The sequence below is a fragment of the Rhodococcus ruber genome (assembly GCF_027270735.1).
Classification (GTDB): Bacteria; Actinomycetota; Actinomycetes; order Mycobacteriales; family Mycobacteriaceae; genus Rhodococcoides; species Rhodococcoides rubrum_A.
In genome coordinates this window covers 1-14,562 of record NZ_JAPWIJ010000008.1, presented here as the reverse complement: position 1 = coordinate 14,562, position 14,562 = coordinate 1, and the positions used below count along the sequence as shown (strand labels likewise).

The window sequence follows — 14,562 nt, the reverse complement described above, 5'->3', positions numbered from 1 at the left end:
GTATCAGTTCCCCAGGCCGATGGAGTCCGCCTCGGTCTGCGCCTGCTGCAGCGCGGCGGGATCGGCCTTGTCGAGCCCGGTGATCTGGTAGATCGCCGTCAGAGCCTCGACGCCCTCGGGGGTGGACGCGTAATCCTCCATCGCGTCCGAGATGCGCTGCTGTAGATCAGGGCTGAGCGAACTGCTGATCGAGACACCGTCGTTGGGGATCTCGTTGGTCAGGGCGAAGACCACCAGATTCTTCGCCACATCAGGGGTGTCTTTCACGACGGTTTCACGGGCGTCCCAGAACGACACACCCACCTCGTCGTCGCCGTTGTTCACCGACAGCACTGCCGCCGGGTGCGAGGTGACCTGTGTCAGGTCGAGATCGGTGGTCGAGTCGATGCCGGCCTCTTTCAGCGCGGCGGAGGGGAAGACGAATCCGGCCGAGGACGCGGACTGCAACATGACGGTCTTGGCATCCTTCATCTTGCTCAGCGAATCGAGTCCGGCTGGGCCCGTACCACTTTCGGTGCCATTGCAGTAGAGCAGGCCGTTGGCTCCGGTGACGGGTGCGTCCTCGCAGTACTTGTCGGGATTGTTGGTGTAGAACTGCGCGGCGTACGTGGTCTTGCCCTTGCGCACGGTTTGCAGAGCCGGCTCGGCACCGTACTTGTTGCACGCCTGCACCATCTGCAGAGGCGGCAGCATGCCGATCTGCGCCTGATTCGCACCGATTGCCTCCACCGCCGCCTGGTAGTCCTGGGTGATGACGCCGCGGACGGGGATGCCGAGGCGCTCGGTCAGTGCGTCCTGCAGCGGCTTGACGGTTTCGACGAGCTTGTTTGCATCCCCCGAGGGGACGAGAGCCAGCGTCAACTCGGAGGGGTCGGCTGCATCTGCAGCACTGGACCCGGTGCAGGGCGACGCAGCCGAGGACTCGGTGGTGGACTCGTCGCGAGCACCGCATCCGGCCAACGAGGCAGTGAGCAGTCCGGTGGCGACCACCGCGAGCAAGGGCGTACGAATTCTCATGACTGTCCTTCGTGGGTGAGTGCGAATGCTGCTGGATCGGTGGACCATTCGAGGAGTTCGTCGTACATCGCCTGAAACGTCGAGGCGGAGAACGTCGCCTCGGGCCGAGGATGACCGTGACGGTCGATGTACGCGGTGACGGCACCGCGTCGATGCGGCGCGTCGAGATCGTTGCGCCAGATGTCACCAACGCTGGCCAGTAGGTGCGGTGGCCGTGTGTTCAGTAGCGAGTCCACCAGCTCGGGCATTTTCTCGGGCTTACCTGCATCGGTGAACACACGGTCCATGCGCCCGATCAGACCGAGACGTTCGAGGGTTTCCATCACGCCGTGCTGCGGGGCATTGGTGGCGAGGACCACCTCGGCCGAGACGCGATCGAGAAAGTCCGTGAGCCCGGCGGGAGCCCACACCTCGAGTTCGCCTACTGCCAAGCGTTCGCGCGAGTGCGCATACGCAGCGGCAAGGGTGGCAGCATCGACGCCCGTCGACAGGTGCTGGACGGCCGAGTAGCCGTCGAGGTACTCCCCCGCGCCGGTCTCCAGGAAAGCCGTCAACCCTGCGCGCAGCGTTTCGGCAGCGGCGGTGTCGAGGCCGTCGGCGACAGCGTCTGCGTAAGCCCGCACGGGGTCGTCGCCGAGGCAGACGGTGCCGTCGAAGTCGAGTAGGAGGATCGGTCGGTGCACGTGAGAGACGCTAGACCCGTCATGAACGTTCCGTCCATAGATTCTGAATCTATGAAACAAGCGTTCACACGGCGTTAACCGGAGGCCCTCGACGCACCGTCGGTAGAAATCGGGATACTGGACCATGTGAGCACTCCCGACCCGTCCCCTCCCACCTCGACCGACGTTCTGGTCGTGGGCGCGGGCCCTGCAGGATCGTCCGCAGCGGCGTGGGCAGCACGATCGGGCCGCGATGTCGTCCTCGTCGACGCAGCCGTCTTTCCTCGGGACAAGACCTGCGGCGATGGCCTGACCCCTCGCGCCGTCGCCGAACTCGATCAGCTCGGCCTCGGCGACTGGGTGCGCGGCAAAGCACGCAATCGCGGTCTGCGGTTGAGCGGATTCGGTCAGGAACTGCAACTCGAGTGGCCGAGCAAATCCCTGCCGACCGTCGGAAGTGCCGTATCCCGAACCGAATTGGACGATCGAATTCGCGCAGTTGCCGTCGAATCCGGGGCGGTCATGGCCGAGGGATCGAAGGCCGTTGCCGTCACCCGAGAGGGCAACTCCGTCCGGTCCGTGACCCTGCAGGCCGCGACCGGAACACACGAGATCTCCTGCCGCACACTGATCGTCGCCGACGGCGTCCGCTCGACCCTGGGCAAGCAACTCGGGCGGCAGTGGCACCGGGACACCGCATTCGGCGTCGCAGCTCGTGCATACATCACCTCGGGACGCAGCGACGACGAATGGATCAGCTCGCACCTCGAATTGCGTGACGCCGCAGGCACTCTGCAACCCGGTTACGGCTGGGTCTTCCCACTGAACGACGGCAACATCAACATCGGCGTCGGAACCCTGGCCACCGCCAAGAAACCCGCACCGGGCGCGTTGCGCCCATTGCTCGACCTCTACACCCAGCAGCGGCGTCCGGAATGGGCGTTGACGGGTGAACTGCGCTCGGTAGCGTCGGCGCTGCTACCGATGGGCGGCGCTGTCTCCGGAGTCGCGGGCACCAACTGGGCCATCATCGGCGACGCCGCAGCCTGCGTGAACCCACTCAACGGCGAGGGCATCGACTACGGTCTCGAGGGCGGCCGCATGGTCGTCGACCTGCTCGATCACTCCGACCTCACCGACGCCTGGCCCACCCTGCTGCGCGAGCACTACGGTCAGGCCTTCTCCATCGCGCGACGCCTCGCCGGCCTGTTGACCGTGCCGAGATTCCTGCCCGCAGCGGGACCGGTGGGCATGCGCTCACGAGCCCTGATGAAGGTTGCCGTCCGATGCATGGGCAACCTGATCACCGAAGCCGACAGCGACCTCGTCGCCCGCACCTGGAGGGCGTCGGGAACCGGGTCACTCAAGATCGATTCCCGACCGCCCTTCTCATGAGTCCGGTCAGGGTCGAATTGCCTTGTGCAACGCCACGATTCCACCGGTGAGGTTGCGCCACTGCACGTCGGTCCAGCCGGCGTCCGCGATGCGCTGCGCCAACTGTTCCTGCGTGGGCCACGCGCGGATGGACTCGGCCAGATAGACGTAGGCATCGGGGTTACTGCTCACTGCGCGAGCGACTTTCGGCAACGCCTTCATCAGGTACTCCATGTACACGGTGCGGAACGGGCCGAACACCGGGGTGGAGAATTCCGACACCACAAGACGGCCACCGGGTTTGGTGACGCGGGCGATCTCGCGCAGTCCGGCGTCGAAGTCCGAGACGTTGCGGAGGCCGAACGAAATGGTGGCCGCATCGAAGCTGGCGTCGGCGTAGGGCAGTGCCATCGCATCGCCGGCGACCATCGGGACACCGCGTTGCAGTCCCGCCTGCAACATGCCCTTGGAGAAGTCGGTGGCCACGCACCAGGCTCCACTGCGTCCGAGTTCGACGGTCGAGACGCCGGTTCCTGCCGCGAGGTCGAGTACTCGCTCGCCAGGTTTGAGATCGAGGGCGCGCCGAGTCAGTTTGCGCCAACTCCGGTCCTGCCCGAACGACAGAACCGTGTTGGTGATGTCGTATCGCCGGGCGACGCCGTCGAACATCGACGCCACCTCGTGGGGCTCTTTTGCCAGGGTTGCGCGTGATGTCTGGGCCACGAGGTCCAGACTACTCAAGCAACGTTCGCTGCCTGCGGCGCTGTGATGCCTTGCACGTCGTAGTAGTGAGAGATCAGCTCGTCGCAGATGGCCGGCCAGGTGCGGTGCAGAACCGACTTGCGGGCGGCGTCGCCGAAGCGGGCGCGAGCGATGGGTTCGGCCAGGGCTCCGACTGCGCTGGGTAGCAGTTCGGTGAACCTCTCGACCGGCAGCAGATAGCCGTTGCGGCAATGCGAGATCAGATCGCGCGGGCCGCCGGCGTCGGGTCCGATGACGGGCACTCCGCTGGCGAGCGCTTCCTGAACTGCCTGGCAGAAGGTTTCGTGCTCGCCGGGATGCACGAAGACGTCGAAACTGGCGTACGCCTGCGCGAGTTCGACGCCACCGAGTTGGCCGGTGAACACGGCGTTCGGCATCAGGGCCTGCAGTGCTGCCGTGTCGGGTCCGCCGCCGACGATCACCAGCTGGATCGACGGGTCTGCGGCGAGGACGGCGAGCCGCTCGACATGCTTCTCCGGTGCGAGCCGTCCGACGAATCCGACGATCAGCTTCTCGTCTGCTCCCCACTGGCTTCTGAGCGTCGGCGACGTGGCGGAGGGTGCGAATCGGACGGCGTCCACTCCCCTGGCCCACCGATGGACGCGCGGGATGCCGTGCAGCTCCAATGCGTCGACGGCGGAGGTGGACGGAGCCAGGGTGCGGGCCGCCCCGCGGTGCAGTCTTCTGGTCCAGCGCCACGCCGCCTTCGAGGTCAGCCCGAGACCGTAGCTCGCGGCGAAGCCGGCGACATCGGTCTGATAGACGGCAACTGCGGGCACGTCCAGCCGGTTGGCGGCGGCCAGGCCACCGGCACCGAGCAGGAACGGTGACGCCAGATGCACGACGTCAGGGGCGAACTCGCGCAACGCCGACACCATGCCGAGTCCGGGTACCCCGACGGGCAACGAGCTCACCTTCGGAACCATCACGGACGGCACCCGGTGCACCGGAACGTTGTCGTGCCACGTCGCAGCCTTCGGGCCGGACGGATTGTCCGGGGCGATGACGATGGCATCGTGCCCGGTCCTGTCGAGGTGTTCGAGGACACGGATCACCGAGTGGGTGACGCCGTTCATGTTGGGTAAGAACGATTCCGCAACGATGGCTACTCGCACGGTCCTCAGTCTGGGCGGCCTCGCCGTCGATCAGATGTGGACAGCGTTACGTGTGGGCCAACGTCACACGAACTGCGTGAGCACCCATGACGGATTCGGGTTGATGCGGTGCTCGGACGCGGCGAACACCGTCGGAACAGTCTCGTTGCCGTCGTTGACCGAACGAACTCGCGCTGCCGCGGCCGGATCCTGGCGAATGCTCGTCCACACTGCTTTCTTCCCGCGCAGCAGCAGCGCCACCCGCAGTCGCAGGCAGAAGATGCAGCCCGGGCGCCAGTAGACGAGCGGAACGGACTTCTCTGCTGCCAGAGCGCGCGAGGCGTCGTCGGACAGAGAACGCGGATACAGCACCGGAGTCGTCAGAACGAGTAGGAACACCACGACAAGCACCATCACGACGATCGACGACGCGATGTTGCCGAAATTCACCAACGCGAACCCGGCCACCGATCCGAGAGCGGCGATTCCCCACAGCTTTGCGTTACGCATTCTGCGCCTCCCTACGACGAATCCAGAACAACGCGGGCCCGGCGATCAACCACGTGACGACAATGACCGATCCGGCCGGAACGATGGCGACTGTGGCGTCACGGCCGGCGACCCGCACCAGCAATTCTTCGTCTTCGGGGTCGGCCTTGTAGTACTCGACCTCTATGCGTTGGCCCGCGACGAGGTTGGTGGGATACAGGACGCCGAGCGCCGGGTTGTGTGTCACGCCGTCCGGAGTGATGAAGCTGACGGCCGACCGCAACCGACCTGCCGACAGCACTTCGGCGGTGGCGGTGCCCTTGTCGGAGTCGATGGTGACGTCGTTGCGCCAGGCCCCGACCACCAGCAACACCGCCAGCACCGAGATCGCGGTGGCGACCACGAGCACGACCAGCCGGGTCCTGTGCAGGGTTCGGCTGCCTCGGGCTGTGTCGGTCACCTCGACAGATTACTTCGCAGCCGAACGGGCTCGGCTCGGGTAGCGTCTGCACTCATGTCTCGCAGCTTCGAATTCACCGTCGAATCGTCCAATCCTCCCGCTGAAGTGCACGCAGCACTCACCAGCGAAGCCCAGTGGGCAGCCCGCTTCGCCAAGGCGAAGAAGACGGACGGGTACGAGATGACCAAGCACGACGACGGCGGTCTGACGGTCGACATCACCGAAGAGGTCGGCACCTCCGAACTCCCCGGATTCGTCACGAAGGTCATCAAGGGCAAGCTGATCGTCTCCAGAACCGATCACTGGGGTCCACTCGACGGCGACCACGCCGAGGGAACGCTGATCGGCGGAACCACCGGTCTGCCCGCGAAGGTGAACGGCACACTGTCGCTTCGACCCGACGGCACCGGCGCGAAACTGATCGTCAAGGGCGAATCGACGGTGAAGATTCCACTCGTCGGTGGCAAGATCGAGGACCTGATCAACAAGATGATCAAGGACATGATCGATCAGGAAACCGGCGAAACTCTCGAATGGGTTGCGGCGCAACAGGGTTAGCAAGTCCGGCGGCCTCGGCCTGCAATTCACTCTCCACTTCAGGACCCGAGACCGAGGAACCCCCGGGCCGCATTCTGGAGTGGAGCATCCGCTGCGACAGGACGTCGGAGAAACCGTCAGGGCTGGGGTGGCTCAGGCTGCTCTGCGACTCGTTTCCACTCCGTAGCCGTGATCTCGTAGAGCACCTCGCCACGGTCCGCGCCGGGCAGCGAGTCAGTCCATTCGCGGACTTCCGTACGGACGTGACGCATCCCGATCCTGCGCATCACCCCTCGTGACGCGAGGTTGACCGCCATCGTCTCCGCCCAAATATGCTGCAGCCCAAGCGTATTGAATCCATGGTCCAGAAGTAGCAACGCACCCTCGGTCGCCAGACCCTGCCTCCAGCGTCGGCGCATCACCCGCCAGCCGATCTCGGCCTGATCATTGCCGGTGAGCGCACCAGCAGTCGACGGATTGCGGCCGAGCATCCACCAGCCGAGAAATTCGTCGCCGTCGAAGCCGACCCACCAACCGAGGCCCGCCGCGTCTGCCGCAGTGTCTGCGCAACGGGGTCCCCAGAATTCATCGATCTCGGCAGACGTCCGGGCTCTACCGAGGAGAAACTCCATCACCACGGGGTCCGAGTCCAGGCCATGCAACAGGGGCAGGTGATGCGCTGCCATCGGGTGAAGCGCGATCCTGGGAGATCTCAGCACGGAGCGCGATACCACCGTCACGACACAGACTTTCGAAACACGATCGCGCCCCGGATATGTCCGGGCGCAGTCTCATCGACATCGACGATCCGGTAGCCGGCTCGCTGGTAAAAATCGATGTTCCGGCTGCTTCGCGCGCCAGTGAACAACTCGAAGGTCGATGCCTCCGCGGGCGCGAGTCGCTCGCACTCGTCCAGGAGTCGCCGACCGAGGCCGCGCCCCGCGAGGTCCGGTGCCACCATGACTCGGCCGATCTCCCAGGTGTGGCCAACCAATCGACCTCGAACAGCGCCGACCAACCGATGGCCGTCACGCACGATCGAAACGTTCCATTCGTCGATCCACACCTTCACTTCGTCGAGGGTCTCGCGAAGCGGCGGGATGTCGAGGGTCTCGTTCGCAAACGCTTCCTGAACCCAACAACATCGCTGCAGAACAAGCAGTTCGGCCGCATCTCCCCCAATGGCGACACTCAACGGCAGCGAACGAATCGGTACATTCACAACGCTATTGGAACAGATCGACTCGACACCCGTCGACTGGACCGGTGACGCCGGCCATTTACTCGGCGCAGGAAGGACAACGCTCAGCGAGAACCATCAGCCACTGCTGCCCACCGCCGGACATCTCGGATGTAATCGATACCGACTCCCACACAGTCGGATCGAGGCGTGCGCGAACGTCCGGTTCCCGCCAGTACTTGAAGTAGCGCGGAAGATCGAGCTTTTCGTTACTCCATTCCTCGCCGTCACCTTCTTTGAGGGTGAAAGCAAGCATCCCGCCGGGACGCAATGCCGCGGCTGCCTTGGCGACAACGGCCTCGAACTGAAGCGAATTCAAATGCAGGAGGACAGCGTTGGCGAAGATTCCGTCGTACATCCCACCGAAAGCGTCCGTGACGATGTCGAGCTTGCGAGCCGAGTAACCGTCCCTCTCCATCAATTCGACGAACGCCGCCGCCCCGTCGCTCCGCTCGACCCGAAGACCGCTGCGCTCGAGCTCGGCTGCGTGCCAACCGGGTCCACTTCCGAGTTCGAGCACCAGGCCCTCATCGACCTGTGCAACGAACTCATCGACGAATGTCTGCCACGCCCGCGTCGAATCGCGTCTCGTTCGCTGAACGTACACGTCAGCAGCCGATTCGTAACTCGTAAGGGTTCTGTTCACTCGTCAGCTCCTTCGTTCGATCGACCGAGTTCTGTGATCAGGCCGCGAGAATCTGTTCACGAAGGATGTCGGCATGGCCGCAGTGGTGGGCCAATTCTCTGAGCACCTGCAGATATACCCAATGAACTGTGCGAGGCCCGGTGCGATGGCCCGTCACGACGGCATCGAGTGACAGTGGAGCTACGACGGTTCGGGCTGTTGCGCACGCCTGTACGTGCGCCGAGACGACACCGGCGATGGTGTCGCCGCTCTCGACGACGTAAGACTCCGCGGGACTCCTCGCGAGGCCGAGCGCGGCCCTGGTCCCACCCCCGATGCACTCCTCGAACCACACTCGCTGCATCCATGTCACATGCTTCAGCAATCCGAGAAGCGTTGTGGCAGAGGGAACCAAGCGTCGGCGCGCCTGCTCCTCGGTGACGCCATCGAGGGTTGCCTCGATCGCGATCCGGTAGTCCTCGATGAACGCCTCGAGCTGAGTACGGTCATCGTCCACCAGCACCTCGAATGCACCCGTCACAGGCTTCCCTTCACAGCGAATATTCGGTCGGGCACGTACACACGCCTTCTAGAGACGGGCCCGGATCGCCGCGTGCAGATCCCGCAACCCCGACCGCTCGGTGGTCACCTCCAACACCCTGATTCCCGCGGCATGCGCGGTGAGTTCGGTTGCCAGCTCCGATAACTCGACCAAGCGATGCTCGACGCGGTAAGCCCCGCACAGCGCACCGAGATCCATTCCGTGTGGCGTGCCGAATACTCGCTCGAACACGCCCGCATACTGCGGATCGCCCTGCTCGAGCAGCTCGAATATGCCGCCGCCGTCGTCGTTGGCGACGACGATCGTCAGATCGTCCGGACGCGGCTCGCCGGTTCCGATGAGCATGCCCGCTGCGTCGTGCAGAAACGTCAGGTCCCCGAGAAGCGCTATGGTCCTACGCTTTCCTGCCATCGCGGCACCGATGGCCGTCGAGACGGTGCCGTCGATCCCGGCGACCCCACGGTTCGACAGAACCTTCACGCCCGGGATCGGAGTGGAGACCAGGGCCGCGTCGCGCACGGGGTTGGAGGCTCCGAGCACCAGCTGATCGCCGGGCTGCAATGCCGACATCACCGTGTCGGCCACATGTAGCCCCGTCGGCTTGGGGTGCTCTCGAAGTTGTTCGTGCACAGCTTTTTCCGCGCGTTCCGATACGGCAGCACAGCGCGCGATCCACGCCGGATCGGGTGCGCCGGTGGTCACCGCACGGGTGCCGGTCGCCAGCACGTTGCCCGAGACGTCCGGCCACCGCGGGCCGGTGGTGAGCGCGATGACGTCGACGGCAGGGTCTGCGAGGAGCGCCGAGACCTGGCGGTGCAGTGTCGGACGACCGGTGATGACGGCCTGACGCGGCTTCAACTGCGCCAGAGCCAAGGGGTGCAACGCAATTCCGTGCAGCGGCGCGGTCGGCTCGGCGACGGTCGGCAGGCCGGCCAGCTCCGGACGCACCCCACCGCCGTGACCGGAGACGACCACGGTGTCGATCGTCAGATCCAGCTCGACCGGCACGTCCAGCGTCGCCTGGGTGGTCGACGTCCACGGCATCCCGTCGGGACGTCCTTCGGGACGCGCCCCCGGATCACCGAGGGCGGGAACCAGGGGTTCACGCAACGGAATATCGAAGTGCACCGGCCCGGCATTGCCGGACCGTGCACCACGCGCAGCCGCGACGACGCGCGAGACCGCACTGCGCCACTGACTGTTCTGTTTCGGACCCTCCTCGGCGAGCCCGAGACTGATCGTCGCGCGAACCTGAGATCCGAACAGGCCGAGCTGCTCGATGGTCTGGTTCGCGCCCGTGCCGAGCATCTCGTACGGCCGATTGGCGCTGATGACGATCAGCGGAATGCGGGCGTAGTTCGCTTCGAGTACGGCGGGCCCCAGGTTGGCCACCGCGGTTCCCGACGTCATCACCACCGGGACGGGTTGTCCGCTGCCCAGGCTCAGGCCGATGGCCAGAAAGCCGGCGGTCCGCTCGTCGATACGCATGTGCAACCGCAGGCGACCGGCCACGTCCGCTTCCTGCAACGCGAACGCCAGCGGGGCGTTCCGCGAGCCGGGGCAGAGCACGACGTCTTCGATCCCACTGCGCGCCAGTTCGTCGACGACTGCGGTGGCCTGAGCGGTGGACGGATTCACAGTTTCCAGAGTGTCAGATGCTCCGGTCGGCCGCCGCAACCGGGCTTTGACAGTATGTGAGGTGTGCGTACAGTCTTCCGACCCGATGAGGTCACCCCACGTCGCTTCTACCAGCTCCTGACTGCGTCGGTGGTGCCCAGGCCCATCGCGTGGGTGTCCACCGTGTCCGCCGACGGTGTGGCGAACCTCGCGCCCTACAGCTTCTTCACGGTCTCGTCGGTGGAGCCGCCGGTCGTGCAATTCACGTCGGTGAGCCGAAAGGACAGTCTGCGCAACATCGAGGCCACCGGCGAGTTCGTCGTCAATCTGGCGACGGCACCGTTGGTGGATCAGGTCAACGACAGCTCGGCGAGCTTCGATCACGGTGTCAGCGAGTTCGAGGCTGTCGGCATCGAGAGCGAACCCAGTTCGATCGTGACGCCGCCGCGAGTGGCGGCTGCACCGATCGCCATCGAAGCGAGGCTGCATCGCGTCGTCGAGGTGGGCAACTGCTTCGTGGTCATGGGCACCGTCGTCGCGCTGTCGGTACGCCCCGAGTTTTTGGCCGAGGACGGCCTCCCCGAGTTCGAGACCATTGCTCCGCTCAGTCGCCTGGGCCGCACCGAGTGGGGACTGCCGCCCGAGGTTCGTGAGATCGAGCGACCTTCTTGATTCGCTGGCTGCTGCTGATTGCCGTCACGGTCGGACTGACCGTCGGAGCCGATGCGCTCGGTGTGCCGTCGGCGGCGTTGTTCGTCGCGCTGTTGGTGGCCGTGGTGTTCGCACTCGCCGGTTGGGCTCCGACAACGGGTACCGAACGGGCCCCGCTGCCGCGCCGACTCGGGATGGCGGCGCAGGCGATACTCGGCGTCGAAATCGGAACGTTGGTGCAGCGCGAGACCCTGAGCTCACTGGGCGATACCTGGCTGCCGGTGCTGCTGGCGTGCATCGGCACCCTGCTGTTGTCGATCGCGGCCGGAGCGCTGCTCGGGCTTCGCAAAGATATCGATTCGCTGACCGGCTCCCTTGCCCTCGTTGCGGGCGGCGCGTCGGGACTGGTGGCGATCACGCAGGAGCTCGGCGGCGACGAACGAGTCGTGGCGGTGGTGCAGTACCTCCGCGTCGTGCTGGTGACCACTACGTTGCCACTGGTCGCGACCTTGGTGTTTCGCGCCCAGCCCGGACAATCGACGGTCACCGCCGACGTGCACGAGGCGCTCTGGATCGATCTCACGTTCGTCCTGATCTGCGGCGTCGTCGGTGTGGTGCTGGCTCGCGCGATCCGGCTGCCCGCCCCCGCCCTGCTCGGCCCGCTGATCATGGCCACGCTCGCCGATGTGCTCGGCATCTCGTTCGACGCATCCGTCCCGACGCTGTTGCTGTGGGCGGCGTACATCGTCATCGGCTGGCAGGCCGGACTGCGCTTCACCGTCGCCAGCCTCAAGTCGATCTCACGGGTGCTGCCTGCATCGCTGATGTTGATCATCGCCGTCACGGTCGGCTGCGCGATGCTCGGATTGTGGTTGGCGTCGGCAACCGGAACGAGCGGATACGAGGGCTACCTCGCGACCACTCCGGGCGGGGTCTACGCGGTACTTGCGATCGCGGCCTCGACAGGTGCGAACGTGACATTCGTCGTCGCCGCCCAGGTCATCCGGGTCTTCATGATGCTGTTTGCAGTACCCGTCGGAGCCAAGGTGGTCCAGCGCTACCGGCGCGGCCGGCCCGAGTGAGGGAAATCGACACAGCCCCATCGCTGATTAGGGTCGGCTAACCTCTGCGGAATGAGCAAGTACCTCAAGCCGGACAAGCCCGCCTTCTACCGCCTGACCGTGCTCGAAACCGACCGACTCAGCCCCAGCTTCATCCGGGTCACCCTCGGCGGCGATTCGTTGTCGAACTTCCGATTCATGGGCTACGACCATTGGTTTCGACTGTTTCTGCCGCAGCCGGGCCAGGACGAGCCGCGTGTTCCGAGCGCTACTTCGATGCTCTGGTACGCGCAGTATCTGGCGTTCTCCAAAGACACCAGGCCGGTGGTCCGGAACTACACCATCAGCCAGTACCGGGCTCCGGGACAGGGCAAGCACGGCAATGGCGCAGAGCTGGACGTGGACTTCGTGGTGCACGGGAGTGGAGCCGGCGGAACGACTCAGAATATCGGGAGTGGAGCCGGCGGAACGGCCCATGCAGGTCCGGCGTCGACCTGGGCGCAGAAGGCCGCTCCAGGCGATCGGGTCGCGATCCTCGACGAAGGGCGGATATACACCTTCGAGCGGCAGTCGAGTTGGCAGTTGCTCGTCGGTGACGAGAGCGCGGCCCCGGCGGTTATCGCCATTCTGCGGTCGTTGCCGGAGGACGTTCGGGTCAAAGCCTTCATCGAAGTGCCCACCGAGGCCGACATCCAGAAGCAGGACATGCAGGCAGGCGTCGAGATCGATTGGATCGTGCGTCCCAACGCCCTTGCCAAGCCGGGTGAGGCTGCGTTGGCCGCGGTGGAGAAGGCCGAGCTTCCGGACGGCGACCCGTTCGTCTACGTCGCCGGTGAACAGGCGCTGGCTACCGGACTGCGCCGGTACCTGGTGAACGAGCGTTCGGTGCCCAAGTCGCAGATCTGCTTCACCGGATACTGGAAGTTCGGTAAAGCTGCCCCGTAGCGCTCGATTAGTGTGATCTCACATGTCCGGCTCCGGAAAAGGTCACACTGTCGTCACCGACTCGGTAGGGGTCGACGGCGCGCCGTACGCATCGTTGCGCGCTCGGCCGCTCCCCCGGGCCGAGCGCTACGAACTGGGTCGACGCCTACGCGAGAAGGTGCCGATCGCCTCGCTGGGGGAATGGACAGCGCCGCCGGATCGCCCCGATCCGGTCAAGCAGATCGAATACTCTCACCAGGGCCGAATCGAATGGTTGATCCCCACCCGCCTCGAGCGGATGGTCGAATCCCCCTACGGATTTCTGCGCGGAACGGCCATCGTCATGGCTCGGGACGTCGCGATGCTGCCCTCGACCGGGATCAACCCGGTGATCAGCGGTGACGCCCACCTCGGCAATTTCGGCTTCTACGCCTCGCCGGAACGTGACCTCGTCATCGACCTCAACGATTTCGACGAAGCGCATCCGGGAGCCTGGGAGTGGGATCTGCGACGCCTCGCCGCCAGCATCTGGGTGGCCGGGCGGCAGAACGGACGCAGCGAGGATCAGTGCCGCGATGCCGTCACCGCCTGTGTGTCCTCGTATCGGATCGAGGTGGCCAGGCTGGCGGACGAGCCGCTGATGTCGCGTTCGTTCCAGCGGCTGACGGCGGAGAAATTGCAACGGGACGCCACTGCCGGATCGTTGCGCAAGGAGATCAAGCGCGCCACCAAGAAAGCGCGTCGACGCACCAGTGACCGCGTGTTACCTCGATTCACCGAGGAGCACGAGGGCAAGCGCAGGATCGTCGAGGAGCCGCCGATCACGACGCGCATCTCGGCGAAGGACGAAGAACTCCTCGCCGTCGGGCTGGACGAATACCTGCTCACCCTCACCCCGCATTGGCGTCGGGTGCTGGGGGGATACACGTTGATCGACGTCGCGCACCGAGTCGTCGGAGTCGGCAGTGTCGGGCTTCGGGCGTACGTCGCGCTACTCGAGGGCACCAGCGAGGACGATGTGGTGTTTCTGCAGCTCAAGCAGGCCAGACGGTCGGTGCTCGCACCGTATGTGCACGGGGAATCCGCGTGGCACGACCATCAGGGCCAACGCGTCGTGGAGTACCAACAGGATCTGCAGACGGTGAGCGATCCGCTGCTGGGCTGGACCACCATCGCCGGCCGGCAGTACTACGTGCGGCAGTTCCGCAACATGAAGGGGACGATCGATCTCTCGTCGATCGATGCACCGGCCCTGGTGGACTACGCGCGGGTGGTGGGGCGCCTCCTGGCCAAGGGACATGCCCGCACCAGCGGCGCATCGATGATCTCGGGATACACGGGCGATTCCGATGAGCTGGACGTCGCCCTGGGCCGATTCGCGCGGCTGTATGCAGATCAGACCGAGGCCGATTGGGAGCGATTGAGCGCTACGCGCATGTGATGCTCCTATGAGTGTCAAGTGGCGGTTTTCTGGGTGAGAAGTTGGA

General features: G+C 65.2%; 17 protein-coding genes. 6 read left to right on the top strand and 11 right to left on the bottom strand.

The features are described 5' to 3' along the window. Positions 1–3: 3 nt before the first annotated feature. Positions 4–1,017, bottom strand: coding sequence for a phosphate/phosphite/phosphonate ABC transporter substrate-binding protein (gene phnD, locus O4220_RS18755; RefSeq protein ID WP_269607008.1), 1,014 nt, complete (start codon positions 1,015–1,017; stop codon positions 4–6). Beyond that, positions 1,014–1,700, bottom strand: coding sequence for an HAD family hydrolase (locus O4220_RS18750; RefSeq protein ID WP_269607007.1), 687 nt, complete (start codon positions 1,698–1,700; stop codon positions 1,014–1,016). Before O4220_RS18750 ends, phnD begins: the two co-directional genes overlap by 4 nt. A gap of 126 nt (positions 1,701–1,826) precedes the next feature. Here O4220_RS18750 and O4220_RS18745 point away from each other — a divergent pair, with 126 nt between their 5' ends. Continuing rightward, on the top strand, positions 1,827–3,074 hold the full coding sequence (locus O4220_RS18745; RefSeq protein WP_269607006.1) for a geranylgeranyl reductase family protein: 1,248 nt from the start codon (positions 1,827–1,829) through the stop codon (positions 3,072–3,074). A 6-nt stretch (positions 3,075–3,080) separates the two neighbouring features. On the opposite strand, the gene O4220_RS18740 is transcribed toward O4220_RS18745, so the two are convergent. The 4 genes from O4220_RS18740 to O4220_RS18725 form a co-directional block, all read right to left on the bottom strand. Continuing rightward, the gene (locus O4220_RS18740; RefSeq protein WP_269607005.1) at positions 3,081–3,776 is read right to left on the bottom strand and encodes a demethylmenaquinone methyltransferase; all 696 of its coding nucleotides are present in this window, start codon (positions 3,774–3,776) and stop codon (positions 3,081–3,083) included. Between the two features lie 14 nt (positions 3,777–3,790). Continuing rightward, positions 3,791–4,930 (bottom strand): glycosyltransferase family 4 protein, encoded by a 1,140-nt coding sequence (locus O4220_RS18735; protein ID WP_269607004.1) that lies wholly within the window; start codon positions 4,928–4,930, stop codon positions 3,791–3,793. A 63-nt stretch (positions 4,931–4,993) separates the two neighbouring features. After that, complete coding sequence (locus O4220_RS18730) at positions 4,994–5,419, bottom strand: glutaredoxin domain-containing protein (protein ID WP_269607003.1); 426 nt, start codon at positions 5,417–5,419, stop codon at positions 4,994–4,996. Further along, positions 5,412–5,858: a DUF3592 domain-containing protein gene (locus O4220_RS18725; RefSeq protein ID WP_269607002.1), complete on the bottom strand. Its 447-nt coding sequence runs from the start codon at positions 5,856–5,858 to the stop codon at positions 5,412–5,414. The genes O4220_RS18730 and O4220_RS18725 overlap by 8 nt, the downstream gene beginning before the upstream one ends. Before the next feature lie 54 nt (positions 5,859–5,912). Between O4220_RS18725 and O4220_RS18720 the strand changes: the two genes are divergently transcribed. Continuing rightward, the gene (locus O4220_RS18720) at positions 5,913–6,416 is read left to right on the top strand and encodes a DUF2505 domain-containing protein (RefSeq protein WP_269607001.1); all 504 of its coding nucleotides are present in this window, start codon (positions 5,913–5,915) and stop codon (positions 6,414–6,416) included. Positions 6,417–6,532: 116 nt separating this feature from the next. Here O4220_RS18720 and O4220_RS18715 read toward each other — a convergent pair whose 3' ends face one another. The 5 genes from O4220_RS18715 to menD are packed head-to-tail and all read right to left on the bottom strand — an operon-like array spanning position 6,533 to position 10,460. Beyond that, on the bottom strand, positions 6,533–7,114 hold the full coding sequence (locus O4220_RS18715; protein WP_269607263.1) for a GNAT family N-acetyltransferase: 582 nt from the start codon (positions 7,112–7,114) through the stop codon (positions 6,533–6,535). A 17-nt stretch (positions 7,115–7,131) separates the two neighbouring features. Continuing rightward, positions 7,132–7,617 (bottom strand): GNAT family N-acetyltransferase, encoded by a 486-nt coding sequence (locus O4220_RS18710; protein ID WP_269607000.1) that lies wholly within the window; start codon positions 7,615–7,617, stop codon positions 7,132–7,134. Positions 7,618–7,675: 58 nt separating this feature from the next. After that, positions 7,676–8,281, bottom strand: a complete 606-nt coding sequence (locus O4220_RS18705; protein WP_269606999.1) for a class I SAM-dependent methyltransferase — start codon at positions 8,279–8,281, stop codon at positions 7,676–7,678. Between the two features lie 37 nt (positions 8,282–8,318). After that, entirely contained in the window at positions 8,319–8,801 is a 483-nt protein-coding gene (locus tag O4220_RS18700; RefSeq protein WP_269606998.1) for a DinB family protein, read from the bottom strand. 48 nt (positions 8,802–8,849) lie between these two features. Continuing rightward, a complete protein-coding gene (gene menD, locus O4220_RS18695; RefSeq protein ID WP_269606997.1) occupies positions 8,850–10,460 on the bottom strand; it encodes a 2-succinyl-5-enolpyruvyl-6-hydroxy-3-cyclohexene-1-carboxylic-acid synthase in 1,611 nt (536 codons plus the stop codon). A gap of 63 nt (positions 10,461–10,523) precedes the next feature. On the opposite strand from menD, the gene O4220_RS18690 reads away from it, so the two are divergent. The 4 genes from O4220_RS18690 to O4220_RS18675 are packed head-to-tail and all read left to right on the top strand — an operon-like array spanning position 10,524 to position 14,516. Continuing rightward, positions 10,524–11,111: a flavin reductase family protein gene (locus tag O4220_RS18690; protein WP_269606996.1), complete on the top strand. Its 588-nt coding sequence runs from the start codon at positions 10,524–10,526 to the stop codon at positions 11,109–11,111. Beyond that, a complete protein-coding gene (locus O4220_RS18685) occupies positions 11,108–12,172 on the top strand; it encodes an AbrB family transcriptional regulator (RefSeq protein ID WP_269606995.1) in 1,065 nt (354 codons plus the stop codon). Before O4220_RS18690 ends, O4220_RS18685 begins: the two co-directional genes overlap by 4 nt. Before the next feature lie 51 nt (positions 12,173–12,223). Further along, entirely contained in the window at positions 12,224–13,096 is an 873-nt protein-coding gene (locus O4220_RS18680; protein WP_269606993.1) for a siderophore-interacting protein, read from the top strand. Positions 13,097–13,118: 22 nt separating this feature from the next. Further along, positions 13,119–14,516 carry a DUF2252 domain-containing protein gene (locus O4220_RS18675; RefSeq protein WP_269606991.1) on the top strand — a complete coding sequence of 466 codons (1,398 nt, stop codon included), beginning with the start codon at positions 13,119–13,121 and terminating at the stop codon, positions 14,514–14,516. Positions 14,517–14,562: the final 46 nt, after the last annotated feature.